Below are 22,513 nucleotides of genomic sequence, written 5' to 3'. Positions count from 1 at the left end.
CCATCGGCTCGCCACAAGACCGAATGGTACTGGTCGTTCAGTGTTCGCTACCGCGGGCCGCAACACTGGGCATAGTGGACAGGAGCGTACTTCATTCCCACCCATTACTGTGGTGGAACACGCGCGAAAACCGAACGTACCTCCCTGGTGCGTCGACGACCGATCGAAAGGACCCCGCATGGGCGTCAGCTTGACCAAGGGTGGAAACGTCTCCCTGACGAAGGAAGCCCCGAACCTGACTGCCGTCGCAGTCGGCCTCGGCTGGGACGTGCGCACCACCACCGGCACCGATTTCGACCTCGACGCGAGCGCCATCGCCACCGGTGCCGACAAGAAGGTCGTCTCCGACCAGCACTTCATCTTCTTCAACAACATGAAGTCGCCCGACGGATCCATCGAGCACACCGGCGACAACAAGACCGGCGAGGGTGAAGGCGACGACGAGGTCATCAACGTCGACCTGGCTGCCGTTCCGGCGAACATCGAGTCCATCTTCTTCCCCGTGTCGATCTACGACGGCGACGCCCGCAGCCAGTCGTTCGGTCAGGTCCGCAACGCATACATCCGCGTCGTCGACCGCGCCAACGGCACCGAGCTTGCCCGCTACGACCTGAGCGAGGATGCCTCCACCGAGACCGCCATGGTGTTCGGTGAGCTCTACCGCAACGGCGCAGAGTGGAAGTTCCGTGCGATCGGCCAGGGCTACGCCTCGGGTCTGTCGGGTATCGCCCGCGACTACGGCGTCAACGTCTAAGAACCATCCGGATCGGATCCGGTCCTGGGCTTCGATGCCGGGGACCGGATCCGCATCTGTCGTATTGCAGTAACCACCCTGCAAAGACCTGACTTCGAAAAGAAAGGCCACGCTTCGTGGTACTGCGAATATTCGGTGCGTCGTTCGCCGTCACCGTCGTTTCTCTGGTCGTCGCGTTCCTCTACGGCGGCCCTCAGGCACTTTTCCTCTGCGTGATCCTCGGCATCCTCGAGGTGTCGCTCTCCTTCGACAACGCGGTCATCAACGCGACCGTGCTGCAGCGGATGAGCGAGTTCTGGCAGAAGATCTTCCTCACCGTCGGCATCCTCATCGCCGTGTTCGGTATGCGCCTGGTGTTCCCCCTGCTCATCGTGTGGGTTGCGTCGGGTCTCGGCCCGGTCGCTGCACTGGACCTGGCACTGAATCCACCGCCGGACGGCGCCGCCTACTTCTCCAACGGGGATCCGAGCTACGAAACGCTGATCACCGACGCGCATCCGCAGATTGCGGCGTTCGGTGGCATGTTCCTGCTGATGCTGTTCCTCCACTTCATCCTCGAAGAGCGTGAGATCAAGTGGCTGGAATGGCTCGAGCGTCCGCTGGCGAAGGCCGGCAAGCTCGACCAGCTCGAGGTCGTCATCGCGATCGTTCTGCTGCTCATCACCGCCACGGTGATCGCCCCGGACGACAAGGTGTCGACCGTGATGATCGCCGGCGCGCTCGGCATGATCACGTACATCGCGGTCAACGGTCTCGGCGAGATGTTCCACATGCCGGAGGAAGGCGAAGAGCCCAGCGGCGGCCCCTCGGGCCTGGCCAAGGCCACTGGTAAGGCCGGATTCTTCCTGTTCCTCTACCTCGAGGTCCTCGACGCGTCGTTCTCGTTCGACGGTGTCATCGGCGCCTTCGCGATCACGTCCGACCCGATCATCATCGCTTTGGGTCTCGGTTTCATCGGCGCGATGTTCGTGCGTTCTATCACCATCTTCCTGGTGCGCAAGGGCACGCTGGCCGACTACGTGTATCTCGAGCACGGTGCCCACTGGGCGATCGGTGCGCTCGCACTGATCCTGCTGTACTCGATCGGCACGCACGTCCCCGAGGTCATCACCGGCCTGGTCGGCATCGCGCTGATCGGTGCGGCGTTCGCATCGAGCATCTACCGCAACCGCAAGGAAGCCAAGGCGGAAGTAGCCGCCTGACCGAGCTGACCGATGGGAGCCTTCGACCTTGTTCTCGGGCCGGAGGCTCCCATCCGCATATCCGGGATACACCTATCGAAAGGGGCACGCACATGGCCATCGACTACAACAAGAAGCCCGAGCAGGGATCCGGGGGAGTCAACCTCAGCAAGATCAACCTCACCAAGGAATCCCCCACTGTCAGCCTCAGCAAAGGCGGATCAGGCCAGGGTGTGACACGCGTGAATCTCAACTGGTCGCGCGGTGAACAGAAGAAGGGATTCCTCGCCAAGCTCACCGGCGCTGCCGGCGGAGTCGACCTGGACCTCGGGTGCCTGTACGAGCTGACCGACGGCTCGAAGGGCGTCATCCAGGCGCTCGGAAACAGCTTCGGGTCGCTGAACACGCCGCCGTACATTCACCTCGACGGCGACGATCGCACCGGTTCCGCTCAGGGCGGCGAGAACATGCACATCAACCTCGAACGCCCCGAGCTGATCAAGCGGGTGCTGATCTTCGCCATGATCTACGAGGGCGCTGCCAACTGGGCTGCCGTCGACGGCGTCGTCACCCTCACCCAGCCGTCGGGACCGGAGATCGAGGTGCGTCTCGATTCGCCGAACAACGGTGCGCGCATCTGTGCCATCGCGATGCTGCAGAGCACCGGGCAGGGCGTGACCGTGCAGCGTCTCGTCGAGTACGTCAACGGCAGCCAGTCCGACCTCGACCGTCAGTACGGATGGGGCATGCAGTGGCAGGCCGGCCGGAAGTAGGCGCGTTCACCCGTTTCCCGCCCGCCAGGGCAATGTTGCTGTGGCGGGCGTTCGGGTCCGCACGCCTGCGGTCATGAAACCGGGGCCGGTGGTGCGCTGCTTCGATCGAATTCGGGCAACGTGAGTTCGACGTCGTATTCATAGGTCGCGTCGTTTCCGGAGTTCCGCTGCTCGATGATCCGCCCGTCGTCGTCGACCCACAGGTTCACGGTCGGATCCATCATCTCGACGACCTGTCGGCGTACGTCCTCGATGCCGGGTACGTCCTGGTACAACTCATCGATGTAGGAGTCTGAGTACGCCTCCACATCCAGCATGGCGACGTAGCGGGTGGTGTCGATTCCGTAGATCGTTTCGTTGCCGACTTCCTGAGCGCTGGTGAGCGACGAGGCGAGGATCTTGTTGATGAGTTCCTGGTTCTCGAAGGTCATCAGGTGCATCCTGCCCGCTTCCGAGTCGGGATCCACTCTGTACCAGACGGCCTGCTCGAAGGGAGACCTGTCGGACGGATTCAGGTACTGGACGAACAGTTCGCCGTCATCGAACAACACCCGGAACGGACCCACCGGCGATTCGGTCGCTTCGGTGTAGTTGACATTGCGGGTGTAGTCCACGATGGCCTCGGAGGTCGAGCCGAGCACAGTCTGTACGGCGCGGACGGTACCGGTGTACGTACCGCTGATCGTGAAGGCTGCGCGCACCTTGGCGAGAGGTGTGGTCGCGGCGTCGTAGGAGAGCGACGGTCGGGTATCACCAGCGATGCCGACAGCCCGACCGGACAAGGCGTCGGTGCTGCATGCACTGCCCAGAAGCGAGGCCGATACCGCCACTGTGATTGCGGCACCACGTAGACGTCGAGATACGACCATGAGATTCCCCCCGGATAGTCTGTCCGTGCCTGTCGGCACTCCCCGGGCGGGAATCCTACCGGTCCCCGGACGGCTCCACAGTCCGGGTGTCGATCGTCAAGACGAGGAACCACCAATGCGTAGTCCGCGCCTACGGATGGGGCATGCAGTGGCAGGCCGGCCGTAAGTAAGACCGAGTGATGTTTCCTCACCGGCCACATGGGTACGCAGTCTGGGGACTGTGTGCCGGGCCGGTGAGGAGCAATCGATGCGCGACGACTACGACGAACGCGACTTGAAAGTCGGGGAGCCGAAGGAGTGGGCGGCCGGTGTTCCCGGTGTCGCCGTCGCGCTGAAGCGTTCCTATGAACACATGGGTCTCGTGCGGACCGCCGAGACTCTGCGTGAACTGAATCAGGCCGAGGGCTTCGACTGCATGAGCTGCGCGTGGCCCGACCCCGACCCGGGCCACCGCAAGATCGCGGAATTCTGCGAGAACGGCGCCAAGGCGGTCGCGGAGGAAGCGACCCGCGACCGGGCCACTCCCGAGTTCTTCGCGCGGCACAGCATCGCCGATCTCGCTGGCCACAGCGAGATGTGGCTGGGGCAGCAGGGCCGCATCACGCATCCGATGGTCAAAAATCCCGGCGCTGCGCACTACACGCCCATCGATTGGGATGACGCATTCGCATTGATCGGTGAGCAACTGGCCTCGCTGGGCAGCCCGCACGAGGCAATCTTCTACACGTCGGGTCGCGCATCGAACGAGGCTGCCTTCGTCTATCAGTTGTTCGCGCGCGCATTCGGCACGAACAACCTGCCCGACTGTTCCAACATGTGCCACGAATCGACGAGCATCGCGCTGCAGGAATCCATCGGCATCGGCAAGGCAAGCGTCACCCTCGACGACATCCACAACGCCGAACTCATCATTCTGCAAGGCCAGAATCCCGGCACCAATCATCCACGCATGCTCACCGAACTCGAGACGGCGAAACGTCGCGGCGCAAAGATCCTCACGATCAACCCGTTGCGAGAAGCCGGGCTGATGAACTTCCACAACCCACAGGCACCTCGGGGCGTGGTGGGCCGCGGCACCGAACTGTCGGATCTCCACCTTCCGATCGCGATCAACGGTGATCTGGCGCTGCTGCAGGCATTCGGAGCACTTCTGGTCGAATGGGATGCGCTCGACCACGACTTCATCGACCGTTATGCCCACGGTTTCGACGAATGGAAGCAGCATGTCGCGGCCCTCGATTGGGACATCGTGACCTCGGTGACCGGCCTGTCACGTGAGCAGATCACCGAAGCAGCCCAGATGCTGCGGGACTCGAACGCCACGGTGTTCTGCTGGGCGATGGGCCTGACACAGCACCGCAACGCGGTGGCCACCATCAAGGAAGTGGTCAACCTCGCGCTGGCGCAGGGGAACATCGGGAAACGCGGCGCGGGTGTGATGCCGGTGCGCGGACATTCGAATGTCCAGGGCGACCGCACGATGGGCATCTGGGAACGGGCACCGCAGCATTTCCTCGACGCCATCGAGCGGGAGTTCGGATTCGACCCTCCACGTGAGAACGGCTGGGATACCGTCGATTCCATTCGGGCCATGCGCGACGGCAAGGCACGGTTCTTCCTGGGGCTCGGAGGCAACTTCGTGCAGTCCGCACCCGACACCGCGGTCACTGCCGAAGCGCTGGCGGGTATGTCCATGACGGTGCACATCTCGACGAAGATCAACCGGTCGCACCTCGTGTGCGGCGACACCGCGTTGATCCTGCCCACGCTCGGTCGTACGGAGAAGGACATCCAGGCGTCGGGTGAGCAGTTCGTCAGTGTCGAGGACACGGCCTGCGCTGTGCACGCGTCGCGCGGACCGTTGACGCCTGCGAGCAAGTATCTGCGGTCGGAGGTCGCGATCCTCACGGGCATTGCGGAGGCGACTCTGGGTGAGAGACATGGGATCGACTGGACCGCAATGCGCGAGGACTATGCGAATATCCGTACCCACATTTCCCGCGTGGTCGCCGGTTGCGAAGGATACGAGGTCAACGTTCGACGGCCCGGCGGATTCATCCTTCCGCACCCGCCGCGCGACAGCAGAACCTTCCAGACAGAGTCGGGGCGGGGGGAATTCGCGCTCTCTCCCATCGAGATCCTGCACGTGCCCGAGGGGCACCTGTTGTTGCAGACCCTGCGCAGTCACGACCAGTTCAACACCACGATCTACGGGCTGAGCGATCGGTACCGGGGAATCGAGGGTGGGCGACGAGTGGTGTTCCTGCACCGCGACGACATCGCCGCGCTCGGGTTCGACGACGGCGACATGGTCGATCTGTTCACTCTCTGGGGCGGCGACGAGCGGGTGCGATGCGCGCTGAACTTCCGCATCGTCGAATACGACGTCCCGCGGGGATCGGCCGCTGCCTACTATCCTGAGACCAATACGCTTGTTCCGCTGGATTCGACTGCGCTCCACAGTAATTGTCCGACGTACAAGTCGGTCGTCATCTCGCTGGCGGCAGCGGGTACTCGGGACCACACGTGCCCGGACGTGCAGAGTCAGCAGCCCGTAGGGTCGGATCGATCGCACAAGTCGCAGCCGTCGCCGGAGTATCTGTCCTAGAACACGCCCTCGCGCAGAAGAGCTTCGGCGTCGGCGAACGCCCGGGCGCGGCGCAACACTGTGGGTGGTCCGGGCGGGTTGCCGTGCCACTGGTCGAACAGGGTACTCAGATTCAGCACCATCCGCTCCGGTGAGCTCCAGTGGCGCCATCGCTCGAATTCGGTGCTGCGAGCCAGTTCTCGTGCTGCCTGCCGGGCTCCGATTCCGAGGTCGTATCGTGCGCGAGAGGCCTCGCGCAGCCACACCCAGTACGCGCGTAGTTCACGGATCTCGTCGGCGCCGCACAGTGGTCCGTGACCCGGAACGTAGACGTCGGCGTCCCATGCGAGCAGACGATCGAGCGCCGCGATCCAGTTCTCGAGCGGGCCGTGCCACAGGATGGGTGTCGTCCCGATGAACAGCATGTCGCCGGCGAAGACCACGCCCGCGTCGGGCACGTGCGCAACGAGGTCGCCCGCGGTGTGGCACGGTCCGAGCCGTTCGAGTTCGACGGTTCGGTCGCCGATCGTGAGTCGGTGGGTCTCGTCGAAGATGTGATCCGGGAAACGGGGGGTCCGGCGCGGAAGCCGGGCGCCGGCCCGTACCCGTGCCATGTAGGCCCCGGCCGCGCCGATCGGCCCGGGCATCCGCCCGATCAACTCACCGGTCGTGGCCATCGCGGTCAGCGCGGCCGGAGGCAGATCCTCGTGCATTCCGCCCAGTGCCGCCGCGCTGGTCGTGATGCGTGTGCCGGCGGGAAGGGTGTCGTTGCCCCACCAGTGGTCGCCGTCGGAGTGTGTATTGACGGCCTCGGTGATCGGTGCGTCGGCCACGAGAGGTTGCTGCACTTCGGCGACACGTTTCGCCCACGCGACGTCCCACACGGTATCCACCACGAGCGACGCGGTGCCCTGTGCGACGACGAGCCCGGTGTTGGCCTCGCCCCAGCCGCCCGACGGGCGCAGGAACGCCCACACTCCGTCGCCCAGTTGTGTCAGTCCCGACTCCGACATGTGTTCCCCCTCGACAAGTTCGGTTTTCTCACGCTACTCCGAACTCAACGAGGGTGTTCGGCGGCCTCCTTGATGGCATCGAGCCTGCGATCCCAGCCTGTGCCGACAGCATCCAATGCCCGGCCCACCGCGCTCAGTCTGGAACCGGCGGCGGCGAAACGGAGTTCACGGCCGACGCGTTCGGATGTCACGAGCTCGGATGCTTCGAGTACTGCCAGGTGTTTGGCGATGGCCTGGCGCGACACCGTGAACTCGGATGCGAGGCCGGACGCGGACGCGGGGGATCGCCCGAGGCGCTGAAGGATCCGCCACCGCGTGTCGTCGGCCAGGGCTGCGAACACGCGTGCGGTGTCGGATATCTGGTTCGACTCAGTGTGTGGCAACCGTTTTCCCCTTCTCGAGGTGAGTCCTGGCGAGATCCAGTTCGATGGCCCAGCCTTCGACATGCCCCTCGTACTGTGCACGACGTTCCGCGGAGTCACCGGGGAGCGAATCGAATCCGGTTTCCGTCACGCTCAGGACGGTGGAGGTATCGGAGACGGCGTCGAGTCGGAATTCGACGAGCGTGGACGGGCTGTCGGGGTCTGTGTGGTCGGACAGCCAGCGGAACGCCGCATAGATCGGTTCATCCAGTGCGACGGTGCGGAATGTGAAGGCGCCGTGGACGGGGTCGTGGACGACGGTGAGGTCGCCGTCGCGTTCGAGCCGATGCTCGGTGATCTGCTTCTCGTTGATGTACCACCCGGGTTCGGTCACGAGCTCCCATACTCGTGTGGCGGGGGCGTCGATGGTGATCTGTCGTTCGATGCGATCGAGTTCGCTCGTCATGATTCCTCCTCGTCGATTCCTGCCGAGCTGAGTGCAACCCTATGATTGCATTCAGGCGGACGTATTGCAACCTGTTGGTTGCATTGGACGTGTTTCGGGTAGCTCGGCCTCGGGTAGTCGAACCTGTCGTTGCTTTCGAGGAGAGGCGTACCCGGATGAAACTCACGACCGTGTTGGGAACCGCGGCGGCGACGACGGCGACTGCGCTCGTGGGATCGATCGCGTCGCGCGACGTGGATTCGCGGTGGTACCGGAAACTGCGCACACCACGCTTTCAACCGCCCGCGTCGGTGTTTCCGGTCGTGTGGACCACGTTGTACGCCGACATTGCAGCCACGTCGGCAGTTGCGATCGACGAGTTGACCGATCGAGGTGACCTCGATGGGCGTCGGAGTTACATCACCGCGCTCATCGCGAACCTCGCGCTCAACGGGTCGTGGTCGTGGGTCTTCTTCAAGGGGCATCGTCCCGTTTCAGCCACGGTCGTGTCGGCGCTGCTCACCGCCAGCAGTGCCGATCTTGCCCGGCGAACCGCTGAGGCTCATCCGGTGGCCGGTGCGGTCTTGGTTCCCTACCCGGTGTGGACGTCGTTCGCGACAGTACTCAGCGGGCGGATAGCACAGCTCAACCGGTGACATCGGTGCGCCGGGTATACGGGATGATGGGTGCATGCTCGAAACACCCGTGATCATCGGTATCGGCTCGATCTGTGTCGGCTTCGTGTTCTTCCTTGCCGCCGCGAGTGGGGCTAGGGCCAAGTGGAACAGGAAAGTGACGATCACTCTGTTCGTTGTTGCGATCGTGTTCATGACGGTCATCCCGGTGATCGGCGCGGTCGGGTTCGCGGCGTAATTTTTGTCGGATCCTGTGATTGCGGACCGAAACTGTCCTCGATTGTTCTTACATTGTCTGCATGACCGAAAACATGACCGTCGAAGCGGCCGATATTCTGGCCATGCTCGCGGAACAACGAGACATGCTCCTCATCACCGTGCGCGGACTCGACGACGCGGGCGCTCGCGCCCGAAGCACCGCCAGCGACCTCACCCTGGGCGGACTCATCAAGCACGTATCGGCCACCGAGAGCGGCTGGATCGACAGGATCCGTGAACTGGACGAGAACGCCGTCTTCGATATGGACTCGGCGATGGTGTCGTACTACATGAGCGACGACGAGACCCTCGCCGGCTTGCTGGACGAGTATGCGAAGGTGGCGGCTGCGACCGAGGAGTTCGTCGCAGGTCTCGACCTCGACCTGCAGGTTCCGCTCCCGACCGCACCGTGGGCGCCGGAGCGGGAATGGTGGAGTGCGCGAAAGGTGTTGCTGCACATCATCCGCGAAACAGCCCACCACAGTGGTCATGCCGACATCATTCGCGAGTCGCTCGACGGTGCGAACACCACCATGCAACGCGGCGCTGATGCCGGCATGACCTTCGACTGATCTTCACTTGATCGGGCCGGGGAAGTGGGTGTGTCGGCGTCAGTGCACGCCCGCGACCTCCGCGCCGATACCGGTCTCCGCGCGCACCAGCATCTCGGCGAACTTCTCGTCGTCGTGGAGACCGCGACCGCGGCGCTTCTCGGCGACGAGCGAGCCGATGACGCAGGCGGCGAGGCCGAGTGGCATCGTGAAGATCACCGGCAGCTGGATGGTCAGGGGCGCGGGTCCGCTGCCCATCCACAGTGCCTCGGTGAACATGAGGCTCACGACCGTCGAGACCAGGCCGGTGAGCACGCCCCACACCGCGCCCGTGCTGTTGAATCGTCGCCAGTTCAGGCTCAGGACCAGGGCGGGGAGATGGGCGCTGCCGGCGACCATGAACGCCATGCCCATGAAGAACGTGATGTTGGTGTCGTCGCCGATCAGCATGGTCAGGCCGATGGCAATGATGCTGAATGCGACCGCACCGTAGCGCGCGATTCGAGCCTGCGCGTTCTCCTCGCGGTGCCGGTCCGCGACGTCGAGGTGCTCGACGGGTTCCTTGCGGGTCAGGGCCGGCCACACGTCGCGTGCGAATGTTCCTGCGGCGGAGATGACCACACCTGCGACGACGGCGATGATGGATGCGAAGGCAACCGCTGCGACGAGCGCGAGTGCGATCGAACCGCCGGTGGTGCCGATGCCGCCGCCGAGTTCGGTGACGAGGACCGGGGCTGCGAGGTTTCCGCCGGGGCCGACGAGATCGGTGCCGTTCGGGCCGAGCAGTGCCGCGGCGCCGAAACCCATCACGATGACGATGAGGTAGAACATGCTGCACAGCGCGACAGTCCAGCCGAGCGAGCGTCGTGCGGTCTGTGCCTCGGGGACGGTGAAGAACCGGATGAGGATGTGCGCCATGCCGGCGGTGCCGAGCGCGAACGCCAAGGCGTAGGAGACGAGATTGATTGCGCTGGTCTCGCCGAAGATCAGGCCGGGCGACAGGATCGCCTCGCCCGCAACGGCGTTGTCGGTGGCGTCGCCGAGCACCTTGGGGAAGCTGAAGCCGAACTGCGCGAGAATTCCGAAGCACACGATGAGCGCGAGCGCCGACAGGATCGACGACTTGATGACCTGAACCCAGGTCGTGGCGAGCATGCCGCCGACGAATACGTAGATGCCCATGAGCGAACCCGCCACGATCACCGACAGCCAGAACGGAATTCCGGACACCGATTCGAGCAGCACGCCGGCGGCAACGAGCTGGGCGAGCAACACGAACGTGCCGGTCGCGATGGTGCTGAGCGCCACCACGACACGCACATTGCGGGATTCGGTGCGGAAGACGAGCACGTCGGCGAGAGTGTACTTGCCGAGATTGCGCATCTTCTCCGCGAGCAGGAACAGCACCGGCAGGAAGGAGATGACGGACGTGAACAGGATGACGGTGCCGTCGACGCCCTTGGAGAAGATCAGACCCGTGGTGCCGAGGAAGCTACCGGCGGAGATGAACTCACCTGCGATGGCAAATCCGTTCTGCCAACTCGAGATCGAGCGACCTGCCGCGAAGAAGCCGTCGGCGCTCTTGGCGCGACGAGACGCCGCGAACGTCACCCACAGGGTCAGTGAGATGACGGCACTGCAGATTGCGATGGCCAGGTAATCGGCGTCGCCGGTCATGCGACGACCTCCTCGGAGTCGGGCCGGTTATCGGCGACAGCGCGGATCGCGACGTCGGCGGCGGGTTGAATGTATGTGCGGGACAGTCGGAAATACGCCCAAACCAGAACCCAGGTTCCAGCAAACTGGCTCAGAACCACCCAGAGCGAGAGCGGGATCCCCAGAACGGACGTGGAACCGAGCTGGTCCGGGAATCCGATCCAGGCAACGAGGAAGCTCGTGAACAACGCGATGGTGATGCCGCCGAGGGCGTTGGTGACCATCTTGCGTCGATGCCGCAGTTCGGCGACCTCGGGTAGCTGCAGCATCCGCGACCAGATCAGATCGTCTGCGGCGAAGATGCCCTTGTCGGAGACTGGGTTACTGCCGGAAACGGTGTCGTTCATGCCCGCACCGCCGCCCGGCGTGCCGTGTCGAGCGCGAAGAGGTTCTCGTCCCAGCCGGCTTCGAGGGGGCCGAAGAAGTGGAAGCGCACCTGCTTGACCCGGTAGAGCCAGCGGCCGTCGACCTTGACGACCTCGTCGGTGTACCTGCCGGCGGCGATGCTCGCGGTGCCTTCGGTGACACACGGTTGCCACAGGAACGAGCGCACCGTGGCACGGTCTCCGTCGAGGTCGATCTCGAGATTCGTGATGAAGTGCCAGAACGCGGTGAGACCGCCGTCGGCGAGACCGGCGAAGAACTCCTTCATCTCGTCCTTGCCCTTGGGGTGTGACAGCCCGTCGAATTCACCGTCGTCGGTGAACAGGTCCATCAGGGCATCCCAGTTCCCGTCGTCGAGGTGGCGGCAGTACCGGGCGTCGAGCGTGCGGATCGCCTCGAGGTCTTCGAGACGTGCGATGCGCTCGAGGAGCGAGCGATCGGATTCGGGGTTGGTCACGGGAAAGCCTCCGAGAACGCTGTGGTTAACGTATGTTCATGTGACGGGAACCATAACAAGCGCGAATTGGGCGGTCAAGGGCGACGTTGTTGCTGGTAGTGGCATGTGCCTCTACCCTTCGAAAGATGAACACGCGGTCAACTGCGGCCCTGCCGTCCGTTCGTGAGCGGATTCTCGAAACTGCTCTCGACGAGTTCTATGCATCCGGATTTCACGGGGCAACCGTGCGAAACATCGCGAACAGTGCAGGTTGTAGCGCTGCGAACGTCTACAACCATTTCGAGAACAAGTCCGAGTTGCTGGTGGAGATCCTGCGACGCGCGAGCGACGAGCAGTTCACTGCGACCCGGAATGCGCTGCGGAAGGCGGGTGCGGACCCGGCCGAGCAATGGCGGGCGGCAGTCGTCGCGCATGCGCTGTTCACTGCGCGGAATCCGCGTGCCTGTCTCGTCGCGAACACCGAGTTGCGGTACCTCGACGATCTGAATCGCAGGCGCGTGGTGGGGTCGCGCGATGCGCAGGAGCAACTGTTCGTCGAGATCGCAGAAAGAGGCGTCGAACAGGGATTATTCGATCTTCCGAGGGTGCATCAGGCGGTCACGGCGGTGTTGACGATGTGCTCGGGGATTCCGCTGTGGTTCCGTCCGGACGGGCCACTGACGGCGCAGGAGGTCGCCGACGACTACGGTCGCTACGCGCTCAACCTGGTGGGATACCGGAAAGTCTGAGGTCGGGCGTTGACGAGTGATGGGTGTCATGGTCTACTGGGTGAACAAGCGTTAATGACCTACTCCGGTCCATAGAGGGAGTACCCCCCATGACTCACCGCCCGTCTCAGCCCCGCACCGACTCGCCGCGCTACCTCACCGAGGAACGGCTCGAGATCCGCGATCTGGCCCGCGACTTCGCGATGACCCGGGTCCTGCCCGTGGCGAACGAACTCGACCCGGTCCAGGGCACCATCCCGGACTCGCTCAAGAAGGAAATGGCCGAGATCGGTTTCTTCGGTATCATGATCCCCGAGGAATACGGTGGTCTCGGGCTCGGTGTTTTCGAATACTGCCTCGTCGCCGAGGAACTCTCCCGAGCCTGGATGAGCGTGTCGGGCCTCCTTGCCCGCGGCAACGGCATGGGCGGCGGTTTCACGCCCGAGCAGGAGCAGGCCTTGCTCCCGCGGGTCGCCCGCGGTGAATACCTCGGCGCCTACGCGCTGTCCGAGGCCGAAGCCGGTTCCGACGTCGCCAACATCTCCTGCCGTGCGGTGCGCGACGGTGACGAATGGGTGGTGAACGGCACGAAGATGTGGTGCACCTACGCCGACGAAGCCGACTACATGGTGCTGTTCGCCCGCACCGATCCGAACAAGGACCCGGCCAAGCCTCACCGCGGCATCAGCGCGTTCCTCATCGAGAAGGACCGTGGGGGATTCCCTGAAGGTATCTCGGGCACGAAGGTCCGAAAGATCGGCTACTTCGGCTGGAGCACCTGGGAGTTGTCGTTCGACAATTACCGCATTCCCGCCGGGAAGATGCTCGGCGAAGAAGGCAAGGGCTTCTACCTCGCAGTATCCGGTCTCGAGGTGGGGCGGGCCCACACCGCTGCCCGTGCGATCGGCCTTGCCCGCGCCGCGCTCGAGGACTCCATCGAGTACATGCACACCCGCCGCCAGTTCGGCCGGCCGATCGGCGATTTCCAGCATCTGCGCTTCAAGGTCGCGAAGATGGCCACCGACATCGAGGCTGCACGCCAGTTGATGTATTCGGTGGCCACCGATATCGACACCGGTCGTCGCTGCTCGCTCGAGGCGTCGATGTGCAAGCTCGTCGCTACCGAAATGGCCGAGCAGGTCACCAGCGAGGCCGTGCAGATCCACGGCGGCGCGGGGTACACCACCGATTTTCAGGTCGAGCGTCACTGGCGTGATGCTCGCCTGACAAAGATCTTCGAGGGTACCAGCGAGATCCAGATGCGCATCATTTCCGATGAGCTGCTCGGAAGGCCGGAAAAGTGATGAGTACCAACGCCGCTCGCGGCCTGGTCGCCGTCGGTAGCCGAACAGCAACACCGCTGCAGGTTGTTGCCGACGCCCTCGCTGCAGCGGGGGTGGTCCTGCCCGCCGGCTCCGCACTGGCCGGTGCTGCCGTCGCAGCCGCGACCGTGCCTGCAGTTCCGGGGGCATGTCGCATCGGATCCCGATGGAATGCAGAAGGATTCGTCGAACAGAACGAGAGCGTGTCCGTCGGGACGGTGATCACTCGCATCACCGGCGACCGCGTCGAGCGACACGTATCCTTGCGTGGCATCGATGGTGTACTCCGTGAGAGTGGCACCGAGATATGGCGTCTCGACGATCCGGCGGCCGTGCTGCCCACTCCGGAGCTCGATTTCTGCAGTGTCGAATGGGGCAACCTCCTGAGCGACAGCCTCGAAGACGACCGCGGTTTCACCTCCTCCCTGTCGACGTGGGACGGCACCATCGGACTGCGCTGCGGCGATCGGGAACTGCACCTGCGCATCTACAAGGGCACTGTCGTCGATGTGACGCGACGTGTCCCGCACGGCGCCACATTCACGTTCGTTGCACCTGCTCACACCTGGGTCGACCTCGTCCTGTCGGATACCGACGATTTCATGCGCCGCGCCATAAGCGGCGAGTTCTCCTCCAGCGGAGACGGATACGAATACCTGAGACTGACCAAGCCGCTCAATACGATCATCGCGCACGCGCGACTCATCGCCCGGAAGGCCAACTCATGATCGAGGCCCGGTATCTCGACATCGGGGGAGCACTCGGATTCGTCGAGATCGTCACTCCCGACCGTCATGACAATGACCACCGCGACACCGACCCCGCCGCATTGCCCGCGATCCTGTGTATCCATACCGCAGGCCAGAGCGGCGTGCAGTGGCGGCACGTCGCACGCAGTCTCGCGAACCTGGGTTATCGGGTGATCGTGCCCGACCTGCCGGGGCACGGACGTTCAGAACCCGCTCCCTGTGGCCCGGTGACCAGCATCGTCGACTACGGCGACTGGTTGTGCAGCGTCCTCGACGCTCTCGGCATCGAGCGCCCCTACGTGATCGGGTGCTCGATCGGCGGCAAGCTCACCCTCGAACTCGCGACCCGTCCCGGGCGGCCGCTGTCCGGCGCAATTGCGATGGAAGCAGAAGCCGGACCCGGCCGGGTCAACGTGAACGGACTTCGTCGCGAACTCGAAGACGTCGCGGGCCCGGCCCGCGCCGAGCGCACCTATCTGGGCACTCTTGCCTCGGTGGGACGCTCCGTGCCCGAAGCGAAGGCGCACGTCGTGGCGCTCATGCACAAGCGGGAAGACCCGGAGATCTCGTCGTCCGACCTGATCGGCTGGGGGACCCACGACGTCCGCGATCGCCTCGATCAGGTCACTGCACCATTGCATGTGGTCGCGGGGCGTGACGATCCGTGGATCGTCGTCGACGAGATCGCCCGCGTCGCCGAGATGGTCAACGAGATTGCGCCCGGTCGTGCACGATTCACGGCCCTGGACGGCATCGGACACTATCCGATGGAGGAGATCGACGATTTCGCCGCACTCGTCGACACATGGATCGGCGAACTGAAGGCATCCGTGCAGGCGGAGGAGATATCGCTGTGACGACACGAACCGAGACCCTGTCCGCACTGCTGGACACTCTCGTCGACGACGACCCAGCAGTTCCACTCACGTACGACGTGGTCGCGGGTGAACTCGTCGTGAGCGGTAGGTCCGACATCCGCGACCGCGCAGAGGCCCTGCGGGCAGAACTCGAGGCTGTCGGGGTCCGACCCGGGCAGTGTCTCGCCGTGATGCTGCCGAACTGGTCCGACGCCCTGGTCTGGCAGTTCGCCGCCGCCGCGGTGGGTGCCCACGTCATCGGCGTCAATACCCGATACAACACCGGCGAGGTCGCGCATATCCTCACCGCCGCACGACCCGCGGTGGTCGCGGTCCCCGCGGCCTTCCACGGCCTGGATCTGTTCGGCCGTCTGACCGAAGCCGCCGCCTCGGTTCCCGATGTGGCGTCGCCGACCATCGCTGTGGTTCGCGGACCCGACGAAACCGAAGCGACGGCAAGTGAATTCGACCTCGGTAGTGGAGCGTGGGTCGCCGGAAGCGGCGACACCGGCGCGGTCGAGGCCCCCGAGACGCCCGACCGGGTCACGCTCACCGCAGCCGGAATCGACGACGACCCGCAGGATCTCCTCGCCGTCGCGTTCACGACCTCCGGCTCGACCGGTGTCCCGAAGCTCGCCGCGCACCGCCACAGCGCCATCGTGCGGCACGGACATGCCGACGCCGCGATCATGCAGGTGCGCGGCGGCGATGTGGGGCTGTGCGTCCTTCCTGTCTCGGGTGTGTTCGGGTTCAGCGCTGCGATGGCGATGATCGCCGGTGGTGGCGCGCTGCTCATGGAGACGGTGTTCGATCCCGCAGCCGTGCTGCGCCGCATGCAGCAGGTGAAGGTCACACACGGAGTAGGTGCCGACGACCTGTTCGGCCGCCTGTACGACGAGTGGCACACCGGCGAGCGCGCCGATCTGTCGTCGCTGCGCTGGCTCGGTATCGCCGACTTCCTCGGCCGGTCCAAGGAGATCGCGCGGTGGGCCCGCGACGAGTTCGGGACGCACACCTCCGGGGTGTTCGGATCGTCCGAGGTGTTCGCCCTCGCGATGCTCTGGAACGCGGACGACCCGGAATCGGTGCGCTGGAACGGTGGTGGCCGTGCGGTGGACTCCGCGATCGAGCTACGTGTTGCGGACCCGCTCGAGGACACCCCGATCGCCGATGGTGAACAGGGAGAACTGCAGTTCCGCGGACCCAACGTCGTCGACGCCTACCTCGGCAACCCGGAGGCCGCAGCTCGCGCCTTCACGAAGGACGGCTGGTTCCGCAGCGGCGACCTGGCTGTGGCACTCGGTGACGGCGGCTACCGGTATGTGTGCCGTATGGGCGACGTGTTGCGTCTACGCGGGTTCCTCGTCGACCCCGCCGAAATCGAACGACGCCTCGCTCAGCATCCGGGTGTGGGAATCGTGAAGGTCGTCGGCATCACCGGCGACGGCGGCTACACGCAGGCCGTCGGGTTCGTGGTCCCCACCGACGACGCACCTGACGACACCGACGCCGAAACCCTGAAGTCTTGGTGCAAGGAAGAACTCGCGGCGTTCAAGGTGCCGTCCGCCATCCATGTCATCGACCGCATGCCGACCACCGTGGGTGGCAACGGCTCGAAGATCCGGGCCGTAGAACTGCGCGAATGGGCGCAGAACTGGACCGACAGTGAAAGGGATTACCGTCGTGACTGATTCCACCGCTTCTCCCGCTTCCGCCACCGATGTGGTCATCTGCGAGCCGCTGCGCACGCCCGTGGGCCGCTACGGCGGCATGTACATCGACGTGCCTGCCACCGATCTCGCCGCACGGGTCATCTCCGAGCTGCTGTCGCGCACGGCAATCGACCCCTCGAGCATCGACGACGTCATCTTCGGCCAGTGCTACCCCAACGGTGAGGCACCCGCGATCGGCCGTGTCGCGGCGCTGGACGCGGGCCTTCCCGTCACCGTCCCCGGTCTGCAACTCGACCGTCGTTGCGGTTCGGGTCTGCAGGCGGTGCTCGATGCCGCGATGCGCGTGCAGACCGGTGTCGCCGACATCGTCATCGCCGGCGGTGCCGAATCGATGAGCCGCTCCGAGTACTACACCGAATCGATGCGCTGGGGAGCCAAGGGTGCGCCCGCCGCGTTGCACGACCGCCTCGCACGCGGCCGCGTCACCGCCGGCGGCCGGAACTATCCGGTGCCCGGTGGCATGCTCGAAACCGCTGAGAATTTGCGACGGAAGTACGACATTCCCCGCCTCGAGCAGGACGAACTCGCCGTCGAGTCGCACCGGCGAGCGGTCGCCGCGATCGAATCCGGCAAGTTCGCCGACGAGATCGTGCCCGTGCAGGTGCCGCAACACAGGGGCGACCCGAGGACGATCGACCGTGACGAGCACCCGCGCGCCGACACCACCGTCGAGACGCTCGCGAAACTCCGCCCGATCATGGGCAAGCAGGATCCCGACGCCACCGTCACCGCCGGCAACGCCAGCGGGCAGAACGACGGTGCCGCAGCCTGCATCGTGACCAGCCGCGCGACCGCGGACCGGCTCGGCCTGCGCCCGCTCGGAAAACTGCTCACGTGGGCGGCCGCCGGAGTGGCCCCCGCGGAGATGGGTATCGGCCCGGTGCCGTCCACCGCGAAGGCACTCGATCGTGCAGGATTGAACCTGTCGGATATCGACCTCATCGAACTCAACGAGGCATTCGCCGCGCAGGCCCTCGCCGTGACACGCGAATGGAAGTTCACCGCAGCGGATTTCGAGCGCACCAACGTCAACGGGTCCGGGATCTCCCTCGGACACCCCGTCGGCGCAACCGGCGTGCGGATCCTCGCGACGATGCTGCGTGAACTCGATCGTCGCGGCGCCCGTTACGGCCTCGAGACGATGTGCATCGGCGGTGGCCAGGGCCTGACCGCGATCTTCGAGAGGGTCGCGTGACCTGGCGTCCGCTGGACGGAATCCGCGTCATCGATCTGTCCAGCTTCGTCGCCGGACCCACCGCAGGCCGGATGCTCGCCGAACTCGGTGCCGACGTGATCCGCGTCGACCCGATCGGCGGCGCGGTCGACGGCGGCCGCTGGCCGCTCACCGACGAGGGTGCGAGTCTGTACTGGACCGGGCTCAACCAGGCCAAACGCTCGGTCGCGGTGGACCTGCGCAGCGAGGAGGGACGTGCCCGGGTCGTCGAGTTGATCGCCGATGCCGGGATCGTCCTCGAGAACGCCGCGCACGCGCCGTGGCTCGCCCACGACACGCTCGCCGAGCACCGCGCCGATCTGATCCACCTGCACATCGCGGGGAACGCCGACGGCAGCCCGGCGGTCGACTACACCGTCAACGCCGCGGCAGGGGTTCCGCTGATGACCGGCCCGACCGGTCTCGGTACCCCGGTGAATCATGTGCTGCCAGCGTGGGATCTGCTCACCGGTGTGCATGCGGCGCTCGGCATCGTCACCGCGCTCCGCCGCCGCGAACAGACCGGCGAGGGAGCGTATCTCGAACTTGCACTCGACGACGTTGCGAATTCCGCGGTTGCGAGCATGGGCTGGCTGGCCGAGGCGCAGGCGCGAGGATCGGGTCGTGAGTTGCAGGGCAACGCGCTGTACGGCAGCTACGGTTCCGAATTCGCAACTGCCGACGGACGCTACGTCATGATCGTCGGCCTGACGCGCGGGCAGTGGCGGGCACTCGTCGAGGTCACCGGTACCGCTGACGTGTTCACGGCGCTCGCTGCGCAACGCGGTCTCGATTTCGAGAACGAAGGTGACCGCTATGCGGCGCGCGACGCGATCACGGCGATTCTCGCACCGTGGTTTTCTGCGCGGACCCTCGAACAGATCGAAGCGGATCTCGCGGGCACGCGGGTGCTGTGGGCGCCGTATCGGACGATGGACGAGGTCGCGACCGACCTCGCGGCACGGCCCGACTCGGTGGTCCAGTACGTCGACCAACCCGGAATCGGGTCTGTGCTGACCGCACGGTCGCCACTGCGCTGGAACGGTCGCTACACCGACGCGCAGCCTGCGCCTCGGCACGGGCAGCACACCGACGAGATTCTCGATATCGCGCACACCGCAGATCGGTGACCTGCCGCATGGGCACCCGCCGCGCAAGCTGCGCGGACGGCGAGCGGTCAGCGTGACTGCTCGTCGGTGAGGGTGAGATCGAACAGTGTCGCCGGATGCCCCTGCCAGATGCGTCGCGAGACCTGCTCGGGATACGGGACGGTGGCCGGAGACGTGTCGAGAAGCCGGGTCGCAGGGTCATTCCCAGTGAACGGCTCCCAGCCTGGATCACCGTCCGCTACGAACCCGATCCACGATCGACGTACGACGTCGCAGACGATGTCCGCGCCGACTGCCGGCCGTCCGTCCAGCGCGGCCTGTACGGCGGGAGCATCCAGGGTGCCGAACAAGGCGGGAATGTCGAGGCTGTGGAATGCCCCCGTGGGCAGGGCGGGCTCCCAGCAGAACTCGTAGACGTGGGTGGCCCCGCCGGCAGCGCTGTGTGTTTCGGCCAGTTGTACCGCCGGCATGCGGAACAGTGCGTCCGAGTGGACGATCTCGAAGAGTTCACGGTCGGACGATGTCGGATACCCGGTGCGATACGCGGCTACCGGGTCGACGCCGGGCACGTGCGCGCTGATCGCGGTGTCGGCCATCTCCGCGGTCACCGGAAGGTCACCGAGCATGCCCATGAACAGACGGAACTCGTCGCGGGTATGCCCCACCAGCAGGTCGACGTCGGTTCGATGGTCCGGGCTGGGCACACATGGGTGGGTGGGGAGCGTCTTGCCATCGACGATCGGGCAGAACGGCGCGCCGATCCCGGTGATCCGCCCCCATCGCGCGGCATGCTCGGGCATCTCCGCCATCAGCAGATCGGTCTCGTCGGCCAGTGTCTGCGGATCGATGGCAGCGAGCGAGTCGCGTGTCGGTGCCGCAGACAGTCGCGTTGCCAGTCGCTCGGTGATTTCGGCGGCAAGTGACTCCGTGCAGTACATGCCGGGAAAGCTCTGTGCGATTGCCCGGTGGAAGAGTCCGCGGGCGCGCGGCATGCACATCAGCGCTCCCACCGATCCCGCGCCGCTCGATTGCCCCGCAATGGTCACGCGGTGTGAGTTGCCGCCGAAGGCCTCGATGTTGTCGCGGACCCACTCGAGCGCGGCGATCTGATCGAGCAGGCCGCGGTTGTTCGGTGCCCCGGTGATGCGGGCGAATCCTTCGGCGCCGACACGATAGTTGATCGTGACCACCACCAGACCCGAGCGAGCCAGGTCGGCGCCGTCGTACATCGGGTCCGCGGACGAACCGGCCATGTACGCACCGCCGTGGATCCACACGAGCACAGGAGCATCGCCTCGCGCAGTCGCGGGAGCCCAGACGTTGAGCGTCAGCCAATCTTGATCGGCGTATGCGGGGGCGCGTGCCGGTCCGCTCTGTGGAACCGCGGAACCGAAGTCGGTGGCCTGTCGCTCTCCCGTCCAGGACGAGGGCGCGTGCGGCTCGCGAAATCGCAGGTTGCCCACCGGGGGGCGCGCATATCGAATCCCCTTGTAGATATCGACGTTGCGGTCTCGTCGTCCTCGGAGTTGTCCGTATGCGGTGGAAACCAGTGGGTCCATCTAAACCTTCGTGGGTCGCAGCTCTTGGTAGGTCACTGTATTACTATCGTAGCGTAGCAAGTGTCGAGCAGTTCTTCGCCATGAGAACCAGGCCACCGCAGGCAGAGGAGTCACACCGTGCCCCGGAGAGTGGATCGTGAACAACGTCGACGTGAGATCGTGGCGGCGCTGTGGCGGGTGGCCTACCGTGACGGGTGGGATGTCGTGAGTCTGCGTACTGTCGCCGCTGAGGCCGGGCTCTCACTCGGTTCGGTTCAGTATTTCTTCACGGGGATCGACGAATTGGTCCACGTTGCAGTGAGTACCGTCCGCGACATTCTCACCGGCCATCTGCAGGAGCAACTCACCACCCTGCGGGAAAGTGAGGATCCCCGAGCCGACGTCGTCATCCTGCTTCGGCAGATGCTGCCGGGCCGTATTCCCGAACAAGTCGGCGGCAGCGAGTCGTCGGGCGACGACCTGTGGCGCGCGCATCTCCTCGCGTGGCTCGCTCTGGTTCAGAGAGCCGCCCGCAACCCGGATCTGGGAGTCGACCTGGCGCGCGGTTCGACCGAACTCGCCGACGCGATCTGCGAATGCATCCACACCGCGATCCCACAGCGCACCGCCGTGGAATGCCGACGCGACGCATCGGGACTGCTGGCAACTGTCGAGGGACTCATCCTGCAGATGAGTTACGGGTTGCAGGATCCCCGATCCGCCGCGCAGGTCATCGAACAACAGGTGGCGCGAGTGTTCGCCACGAACACCGAGACGATGTGACCACCGGCGTGGACGTTCGGAAATTGCGGCCGGTCAGCTCGGTCGCTGGACTCGGGAGTCAGCTACCGGGCGCTCGATAGGACGCGTCCCGCCGTGCGGCTTCGTCGACCTGTTCGGGGGTGAGCAGCGCGATCGGTTTCGACCGCGCGGCGCCCGACGCGATGGTGCGGAGTTCGAGGGTGGCGGCGGCGATCTCGTCGGGCACCTCACCGAGCACATACAGGTCGTGCCCACCCAAGGCGAAGTGCACGGATTCGACGGTGCCGCCGACACTTTCGACCATCGCGACGATCGCGTCCCGACGGGCACTGCCGCCGTCGCTCAGGAGTCCTTTCGCGCCCTCTGCGGTGTAGGTGACCTGCCATAGATAAAGCACTTGCATACCCCTATTCTGTGTGGGTCCTATGCTCCCTTAAATGCTTTTAGAGCGTGTCTCACGTGGATGAAGTGGTTTGTGGTGCATCATGTAACGCGTGGTAGATGAGCTGTCTCTCCGTTTGGTTCCGGATGCATTGTG

Annotated in this window: 24 protein-coding genes; 15 read left to right on the top strand and 9 right to left on the bottom strand. The window is 65.0% G+C overall.

Annotation, left to right across the window (positions count from 1 at the left end):
* Window positions 1–178: 178 nt before the first annotated feature.
* From EV641_RS26895 to EV641_RS26885, 3 genes are all read left to right on the top strand, one after another.
* Window positions 179–754: a TerD family protein gene (locus EV641_RS26895; RefSeq protein WP_132476222.1), complete on the top strand. Its 576-nt coding sequence runs from the start codon at window positions 179–181 to the stop codon at window positions 752–754.
* A 116-nt stretch (window positions 755–870) separates the two neighbouring features.
* Complete coding sequence (locus EV641_RS26890; RefSeq protein WP_054713402.1) at window positions 871–1,956, top strand: DUF475 domain-containing protein; 1,086 nt, start codon at window positions 871–873, stop codon at window positions 1,954–1,956.
* A 92-nt stretch (window positions 1,957–2,048) separates the two neighbouring features.
* Window positions 2,049–2,708, top strand: coding sequence for a tellurium resistance protein (locus EV641_RS26885; RefSeq protein ID WP_132476219.1), 660 nt, complete (start codon window positions 2,049–2,051; stop codon window positions 2,706–2,708).
* A 71-nt stretch (window positions 2,709–2,779) separates the two neighbouring features.
* Here the strand turns inward: EV641_RS26885 and EV641_RS26880 are convergent, their stop codons facing one another.
* Window positions 2,780–3,577 carry a hypothetical protein gene (locus EV641_RS26880; RefSeq protein ID WP_132476216.1) on the bottom strand — a complete coding sequence of 266 codons (798 nt, stop codon included), beginning with the start codon at window positions 3,575–3,577 and terminating at the stop codon, window positions 2,780–2,782.
* A 247-nt stretch (window positions 3,578–3,824) separates the two neighbouring features.
* Here EV641_RS26880 and EV641_RS26875 point away from each other — a divergent pair, with 247 nt between their 5' ends.
* A complete protein-coding gene (locus EV641_RS26875) occupies window positions 3,825–6,185 on the top strand; it encodes an FdhF/YdeP family oxidoreductase (protein ID WP_132476213.1) in 2,361 nt (786 codons plus the stop codon).
* Here the strand turns inward: EV641_RS26875 and EV641_RS26870 are convergent.
* The 3 genes from EV641_RS26870 to EV641_RS26860 are packed head-to-tail and all read right to left on the bottom strand — an operon-like array spanning window position 6,182 to window position 8,005.
* Window positions 6,182–7,177 carry an MBL fold metallo-hydrolase gene (locus EV641_RS26870; protein ID WP_132476210.1) on the bottom strand — a complete coding sequence of 332 codons (996 nt, stop codon included), beginning with the start codon at window positions 7,175–7,177 and terminating at the stop codon, window positions 6,182–6,184. The two genes, EV641_RS26875 and EV641_RS26870, sit on opposite strands and share 4 nt — an antisense overlap.
* A 44-nt stretch (window positions 7,178–7,221) precedes the next feature.
* On the bottom strand, window positions 7,222–7,560 hold the full coding sequence (locus tag EV641_RS26865) for a metalloregulator ArsR/SmtB family transcription factor (RefSeq protein ID WP_054713404.1): 339 nt from the start codon (window positions 7,558–7,560) through the stop codon (window positions 7,222–7,224).
* Window positions 7,547–8,005 (bottom strand): SRPBCC domain-containing protein, encoded by a 459-nt coding sequence (locus EV641_RS26860; RefSeq protein WP_132476204.1) that lies wholly within the window; start codon window positions 8,003–8,005, stop codon window positions 7,547–7,549. Before EV641_RS26860 ends, EV641_RS26865 begins: the two co-directional genes overlap by 14 nt.
* 155 nt (window positions 8,006–8,160) lie before the next feature.
* Here EV641_RS26860 and EV641_RS26855 point away from each other — a divergent pair, with 155 nt between their 5' ends.
* The 3 genes from EV641_RS26855 to EV641_RS26845 all read left to right on the top strand — a co-directional run bounded on the left by EV641_RS26855 (window position 8,161) and on the right by EV641_RS26845 (window position 9,449).
* Complete coding sequence (locus EV641_RS26855; RefSeq protein ID WP_054713406.1) at window positions 8,161–8,640, top strand: TspO/MBR family protein; 480 nt, start codon at window positions 8,161–8,163, stop codon at window positions 8,638–8,640.
* A gap of 34 nt (window positions 8,641–8,674) precedes the next feature.
* Window positions 8,675–8,857 (top strand): hypothetical protein, encoded by a 183-nt coding sequence (locus EV641_RS26850; protein ID WP_054713407.1) that lies wholly within the window; start codon window positions 8,675–8,677, stop codon window positions 8,855–8,857.
* 61 nt (window positions 8,858–8,918) lie between these two features.
* Window positions 8,919–9,449 carry a DinB family protein gene (locus EV641_RS26845; protein WP_054713408.1) on the top strand — a complete coding sequence of 177 codons (531 nt, stop codon included), beginning with the start codon at window positions 8,919–8,921 and terminating at the stop codon, window positions 9,447–9,449.
* 39 nt (window positions 9,450–9,488) lie between these two features.
* On the opposite strand, the gene EV641_RS26840 is transcribed toward EV641_RS26845, so the two are convergent.
* From EV641_RS26840 to EV641_RS26830, 3 genes are all read right to left on the bottom strand, one after another.
* Entirely contained in the window at window positions 9,489–11,105 is a 1,617-nt protein-coding gene (locus tag EV641_RS26840; RefSeq protein WP_132476201.1) for a cation acetate symporter, read from the bottom strand.
* Entirely contained in the window at window positions 11,102–11,413 is a 312-nt protein-coding gene (locus tag EV641_RS26835; protein ID WP_241997494.1) for a DUF485 domain-containing protein, read from the bottom strand. The genes EV641_RS26840 and EV641_RS26835 overlap by 4 nt, the downstream gene beginning before the upstream one ends.
* Before the next feature lie 74 nt (window positions 11,414–11,487).
* Window positions 11,488–11,985 carry a nuclear transport factor 2 family protein gene (locus tag EV641_RS26830; protein ID WP_132476195.1) on the bottom strand — a complete coding sequence of 166 codons (498 nt, stop codon included), beginning with the start codon at window positions 11,983–11,985 and terminating at the stop codon, window positions 11,488–11,490.
* A gap of 125 nt (window positions 11,986–12,110) precedes the next feature.
* Between EV641_RS26830 and EV641_RS26825 the strand changes: the two genes are divergently transcribed.
* The 7 genes from EV641_RS26825 (at window position 12,111) to EV641_RS26795 (ending at window position 19,696) form a co-directional block, all read left to right on the top strand.
* Window positions 12,111–12,713, top strand: coding sequence for a TetR/AcrR family transcriptional regulator (locus EV641_RS26825; protein ID WP_132476192.1), 603 nt, complete (start codon window positions 12,111–12,113; stop codon window positions 12,711–12,713).
* An 89-nt stretch (window positions 12,714–12,802) separates the two neighbouring features.
* Complete coding sequence (locus EV641_RS26820) at window positions 12,803–13,996, top strand: acyl-CoA dehydrogenase family protein (protein WP_132476189.1); 1,194 nt, start codon at window positions 12,803–12,805, stop codon at window positions 13,994–13,996.
* Window positions 13,996–14,742 carry a hypothetical protein gene (locus EV641_RS26815; protein ID WP_132476186.1) on the top strand — a complete coding sequence of 249 codons (747 nt, stop codon included), beginning with the start codon at window positions 13,996–13,998 and terminating at the stop codon, window positions 14,740–14,742. Before EV641_RS26820 ends, EV641_RS26815 begins: the two co-directional genes overlap by 1 nt.
* The gene (locus EV641_RS26810) at window positions 14,739–15,620 is read left to right on the top strand and encodes an alpha/beta hydrolase (protein ID WP_132476183.1); all 882 of its coding nucleotides are present in this window, start codon (window positions 14,739–14,741) and stop codon (window positions 15,618–15,620) included. The genes EV641_RS26815 and EV641_RS26810 overlap by 4 nt, the downstream gene beginning before the upstream one ends.
* Window positions 15,569–17,311, top strand: coding sequence for an AMP-binding protein (locus EV641_RS26805; RefSeq protein WP_132476180.1), 1,743 nt, complete (start codon window positions 15,569–15,571; stop codon window positions 17,309–17,311). The genes EV641_RS26810 and EV641_RS26805 overlap by 52 nt, the downstream gene beginning before the upstream one ends.
* Window positions 17,304–18,548: an acetyl-CoA C-acetyltransferase gene (locus EV641_RS26800; RefSeq protein ID WP_132476177.1), complete on the top strand. Its 1,245-nt coding sequence runs from the start codon at window positions 17,304–17,306 to the stop codon at window positions 18,546–18,548. The genes EV641_RS26805 and EV641_RS26800 overlap by 8 nt, the downstream gene beginning before the upstream one ends.
* Complete coding sequence (locus EV641_RS26795; RefSeq protein ID WP_132476174.1) at window positions 18,545–19,696, top strand: CoA transferase; 1,152 nt, start codon at window positions 18,545–18,547, stop codon at window positions 19,694–19,696. Before EV641_RS26800 ends, EV641_RS26795 begins: the two co-directional genes overlap by 4 nt.
* A 47-nt stretch (window positions 19,697–19,743) precedes the next feature.
* Here the strand turns inward: EV641_RS26795 and EV641_RS26790 are convergent, their stop codons facing one another.
* Window positions 19,744–21,234 (bottom strand): carboxylesterase family protein, encoded by a 1,491-nt coding sequence (locus EV641_RS26790; protein ID WP_132476171.1) that lies wholly within the window; start codon window positions 21,232–21,234, stop codon window positions 19,744–19,746.
* 117 nt (window positions 21,235–21,351) lie between these two features.
* On the opposite strand from EV641_RS26790, the gene EV641_RS26785 reads away from it, so the two are divergent.
* Window positions 21,352–21,996: a TetR family transcriptional regulator C-terminal domain-containing protein gene (locus EV641_RS26785; protein WP_132476168.1), complete on the top strand. Its 645-nt coding sequence runs from the start codon at window positions 21,352–21,354 to the stop codon at window positions 21,994–21,996.
* A 58-nt stretch (window positions 21,997–22,054) separates the two neighbouring features.
* Here the strand turns inward: EV641_RS26785 and EV641_RS26780 are convergent, their stop codons facing one another.
* Window positions 22,055–22,378 (bottom strand): GYD domain-containing protein, encoded by a 324-nt coding sequence (locus EV641_RS26780; RefSeq protein WP_054713887.1) that lies wholly within the window; start codon window positions 22,376–22,378, stop codon window positions 22,055–22,057.
* Window positions 22,379–22,513: the final 135 nt, after the last annotated feature.

The sequence above is a fragment of the Rhodococcus sp. SMB37 genome, from assembly GCF_004345605.1.
Taxonomy (GTDB): Bacteria; Actinomycetota; Actinomycetes; order Mycobacteriales; family Mycobacteriaceae; genus Rhodococcus.
This window is presented reverse-complemented; position numbering and strand designations above follow the sequence as displayed.

What these genes read in the sequence shown, in the direction of transcription:
- EV641_RS26835 (WP_241997494.1), bottom strand. Translation starts at nt 11,413, where the DNA reads ATGCTGCAGCTACCCGAGGTCGCCGAACTGCGGCATCGACGCAAGATG.
- EV641_RS26860 (WP_132476204.1), bottom strand. Translation starts at nt 8,005, where the DNA reads ATGACGAGCGAACTCGATCGCATCGAACGACAGATCACCATCGACGCC.
- EV641_RS26870 (WP_132476210.1), bottom strand. Translation starts at nt 7,177, where the DNA reads ATGTCGGAGTCGGGACTGACACAACTGGGCGACGGAGTGTGGGCGTTC.
- EV641_RS26790 (WP_132476171.1), bottom strand. Translation starts at nt 21,234, where the DNA reads ATGGACCCACTGGTTTCCACCGCATACGGACAACTCCGAGGACGACGA.
- EV641_RS26805 (WP_132476180.1), top strand. Translation starts at nt 15,569, where the DNA reads ATGGATCGGCGAACTGAAGGCATCCGTGCAGGCGGAGGAGATATCGCT.
- EV641_RS26845 (WP_054713408.1), top strand. Translation starts at nt 8,919, where the DNA reads ATGACCGAAAACATGACCGTCGAAGCGGCCGATATTCTGGCCATGCTC.
- EV641_RS26850 (WP_054713407.1), top strand. Translation starts at nt 8,675, where the DNA reads ATGCTCGAAACACCCGTGATCATCGGTATCGGCTCGATCTGTGTCGGC.
- EV641_RS26780 (WP_054713887.1), bottom strand. Translation starts at nt 22,378, where the DNA reads ATGCAAGTGCTTTATCTATGGCAGGTCACCTACACCGCAGAGGGCGCG.
- EV641_RS26885 (WP_132476219.1), top strand. Translation starts at nt 2,049, where the DNA reads ATGGCCATCGACTACAACAAGAAGCCCGAGCAGGGATCCGGGGGAGTC.
- EV641_RS26810 (WP_132476183.1), top strand. Translation starts at nt 14,739, where the DNA reads ATGATCGAGGCCCGGTATCTCGACATCGGGGGAGCACTCGGATTCGTC.
- EV641_RS26815 (WP_132476186.1), top strand. Translation starts at nt 13,996, where the DNA reads ATGAGTACCAACGCCGCTCGCGGCCTGGTCGCCGTCGGTAGCCGAACA.
- EV641_RS26895 (WP_132476222.1), top strand. Translation starts at nt 179, where the DNA reads ATGGGCGTCAGCTTGACCAAGGGTGGAAACGTCTCCCTGACGAAGGAA.
- EV641_RS26820 (WP_132476189.1), top strand. Translation starts at nt 12,803, where the DNA reads ATGACTCACCGCCCGTCTCAGCCCCGCACCGACTCGCCGCGCTACCTC.
- EV641_RS26825 (WP_132476192.1), top strand. Translation starts at nt 12,111, where the DNA reads ATGAACACGCGGTCAACTGCGGCCCTGCCGTCCGTTCGTGAGCGGATT.
- EV641_RS26875 (WP_132476213.1), top strand. Translation starts at nt 3,825, where the DNA reads ATGCGCGACGACTACGACGAACGCGACTTGAAAGTCGGGGAGCCGAAG.
- EV641_RS26880 (WP_132476216.1), bottom strand. Translation starts at nt 3,577, where the DNA reads ATGGTCGTATCTCGACGTCTACGTGGTGCCGCAATCACAGTGGCGGTA.
- EV641_RS26840 (WP_132476201.1), bottom strand. Translation starts at nt 11,105, where the DNA reads ATGACCGGCGACGCCGATTACCTGGCCATCGCAATCTGCAGTGCCGTC.
- EV641_RS26855 (WP_054713406.1), top strand. Translation starts at nt 8,161, where the DNA reads ATGAAACTCACGACCGTGTTGGGAACCGCGGCGGCGACGACGGCGACT.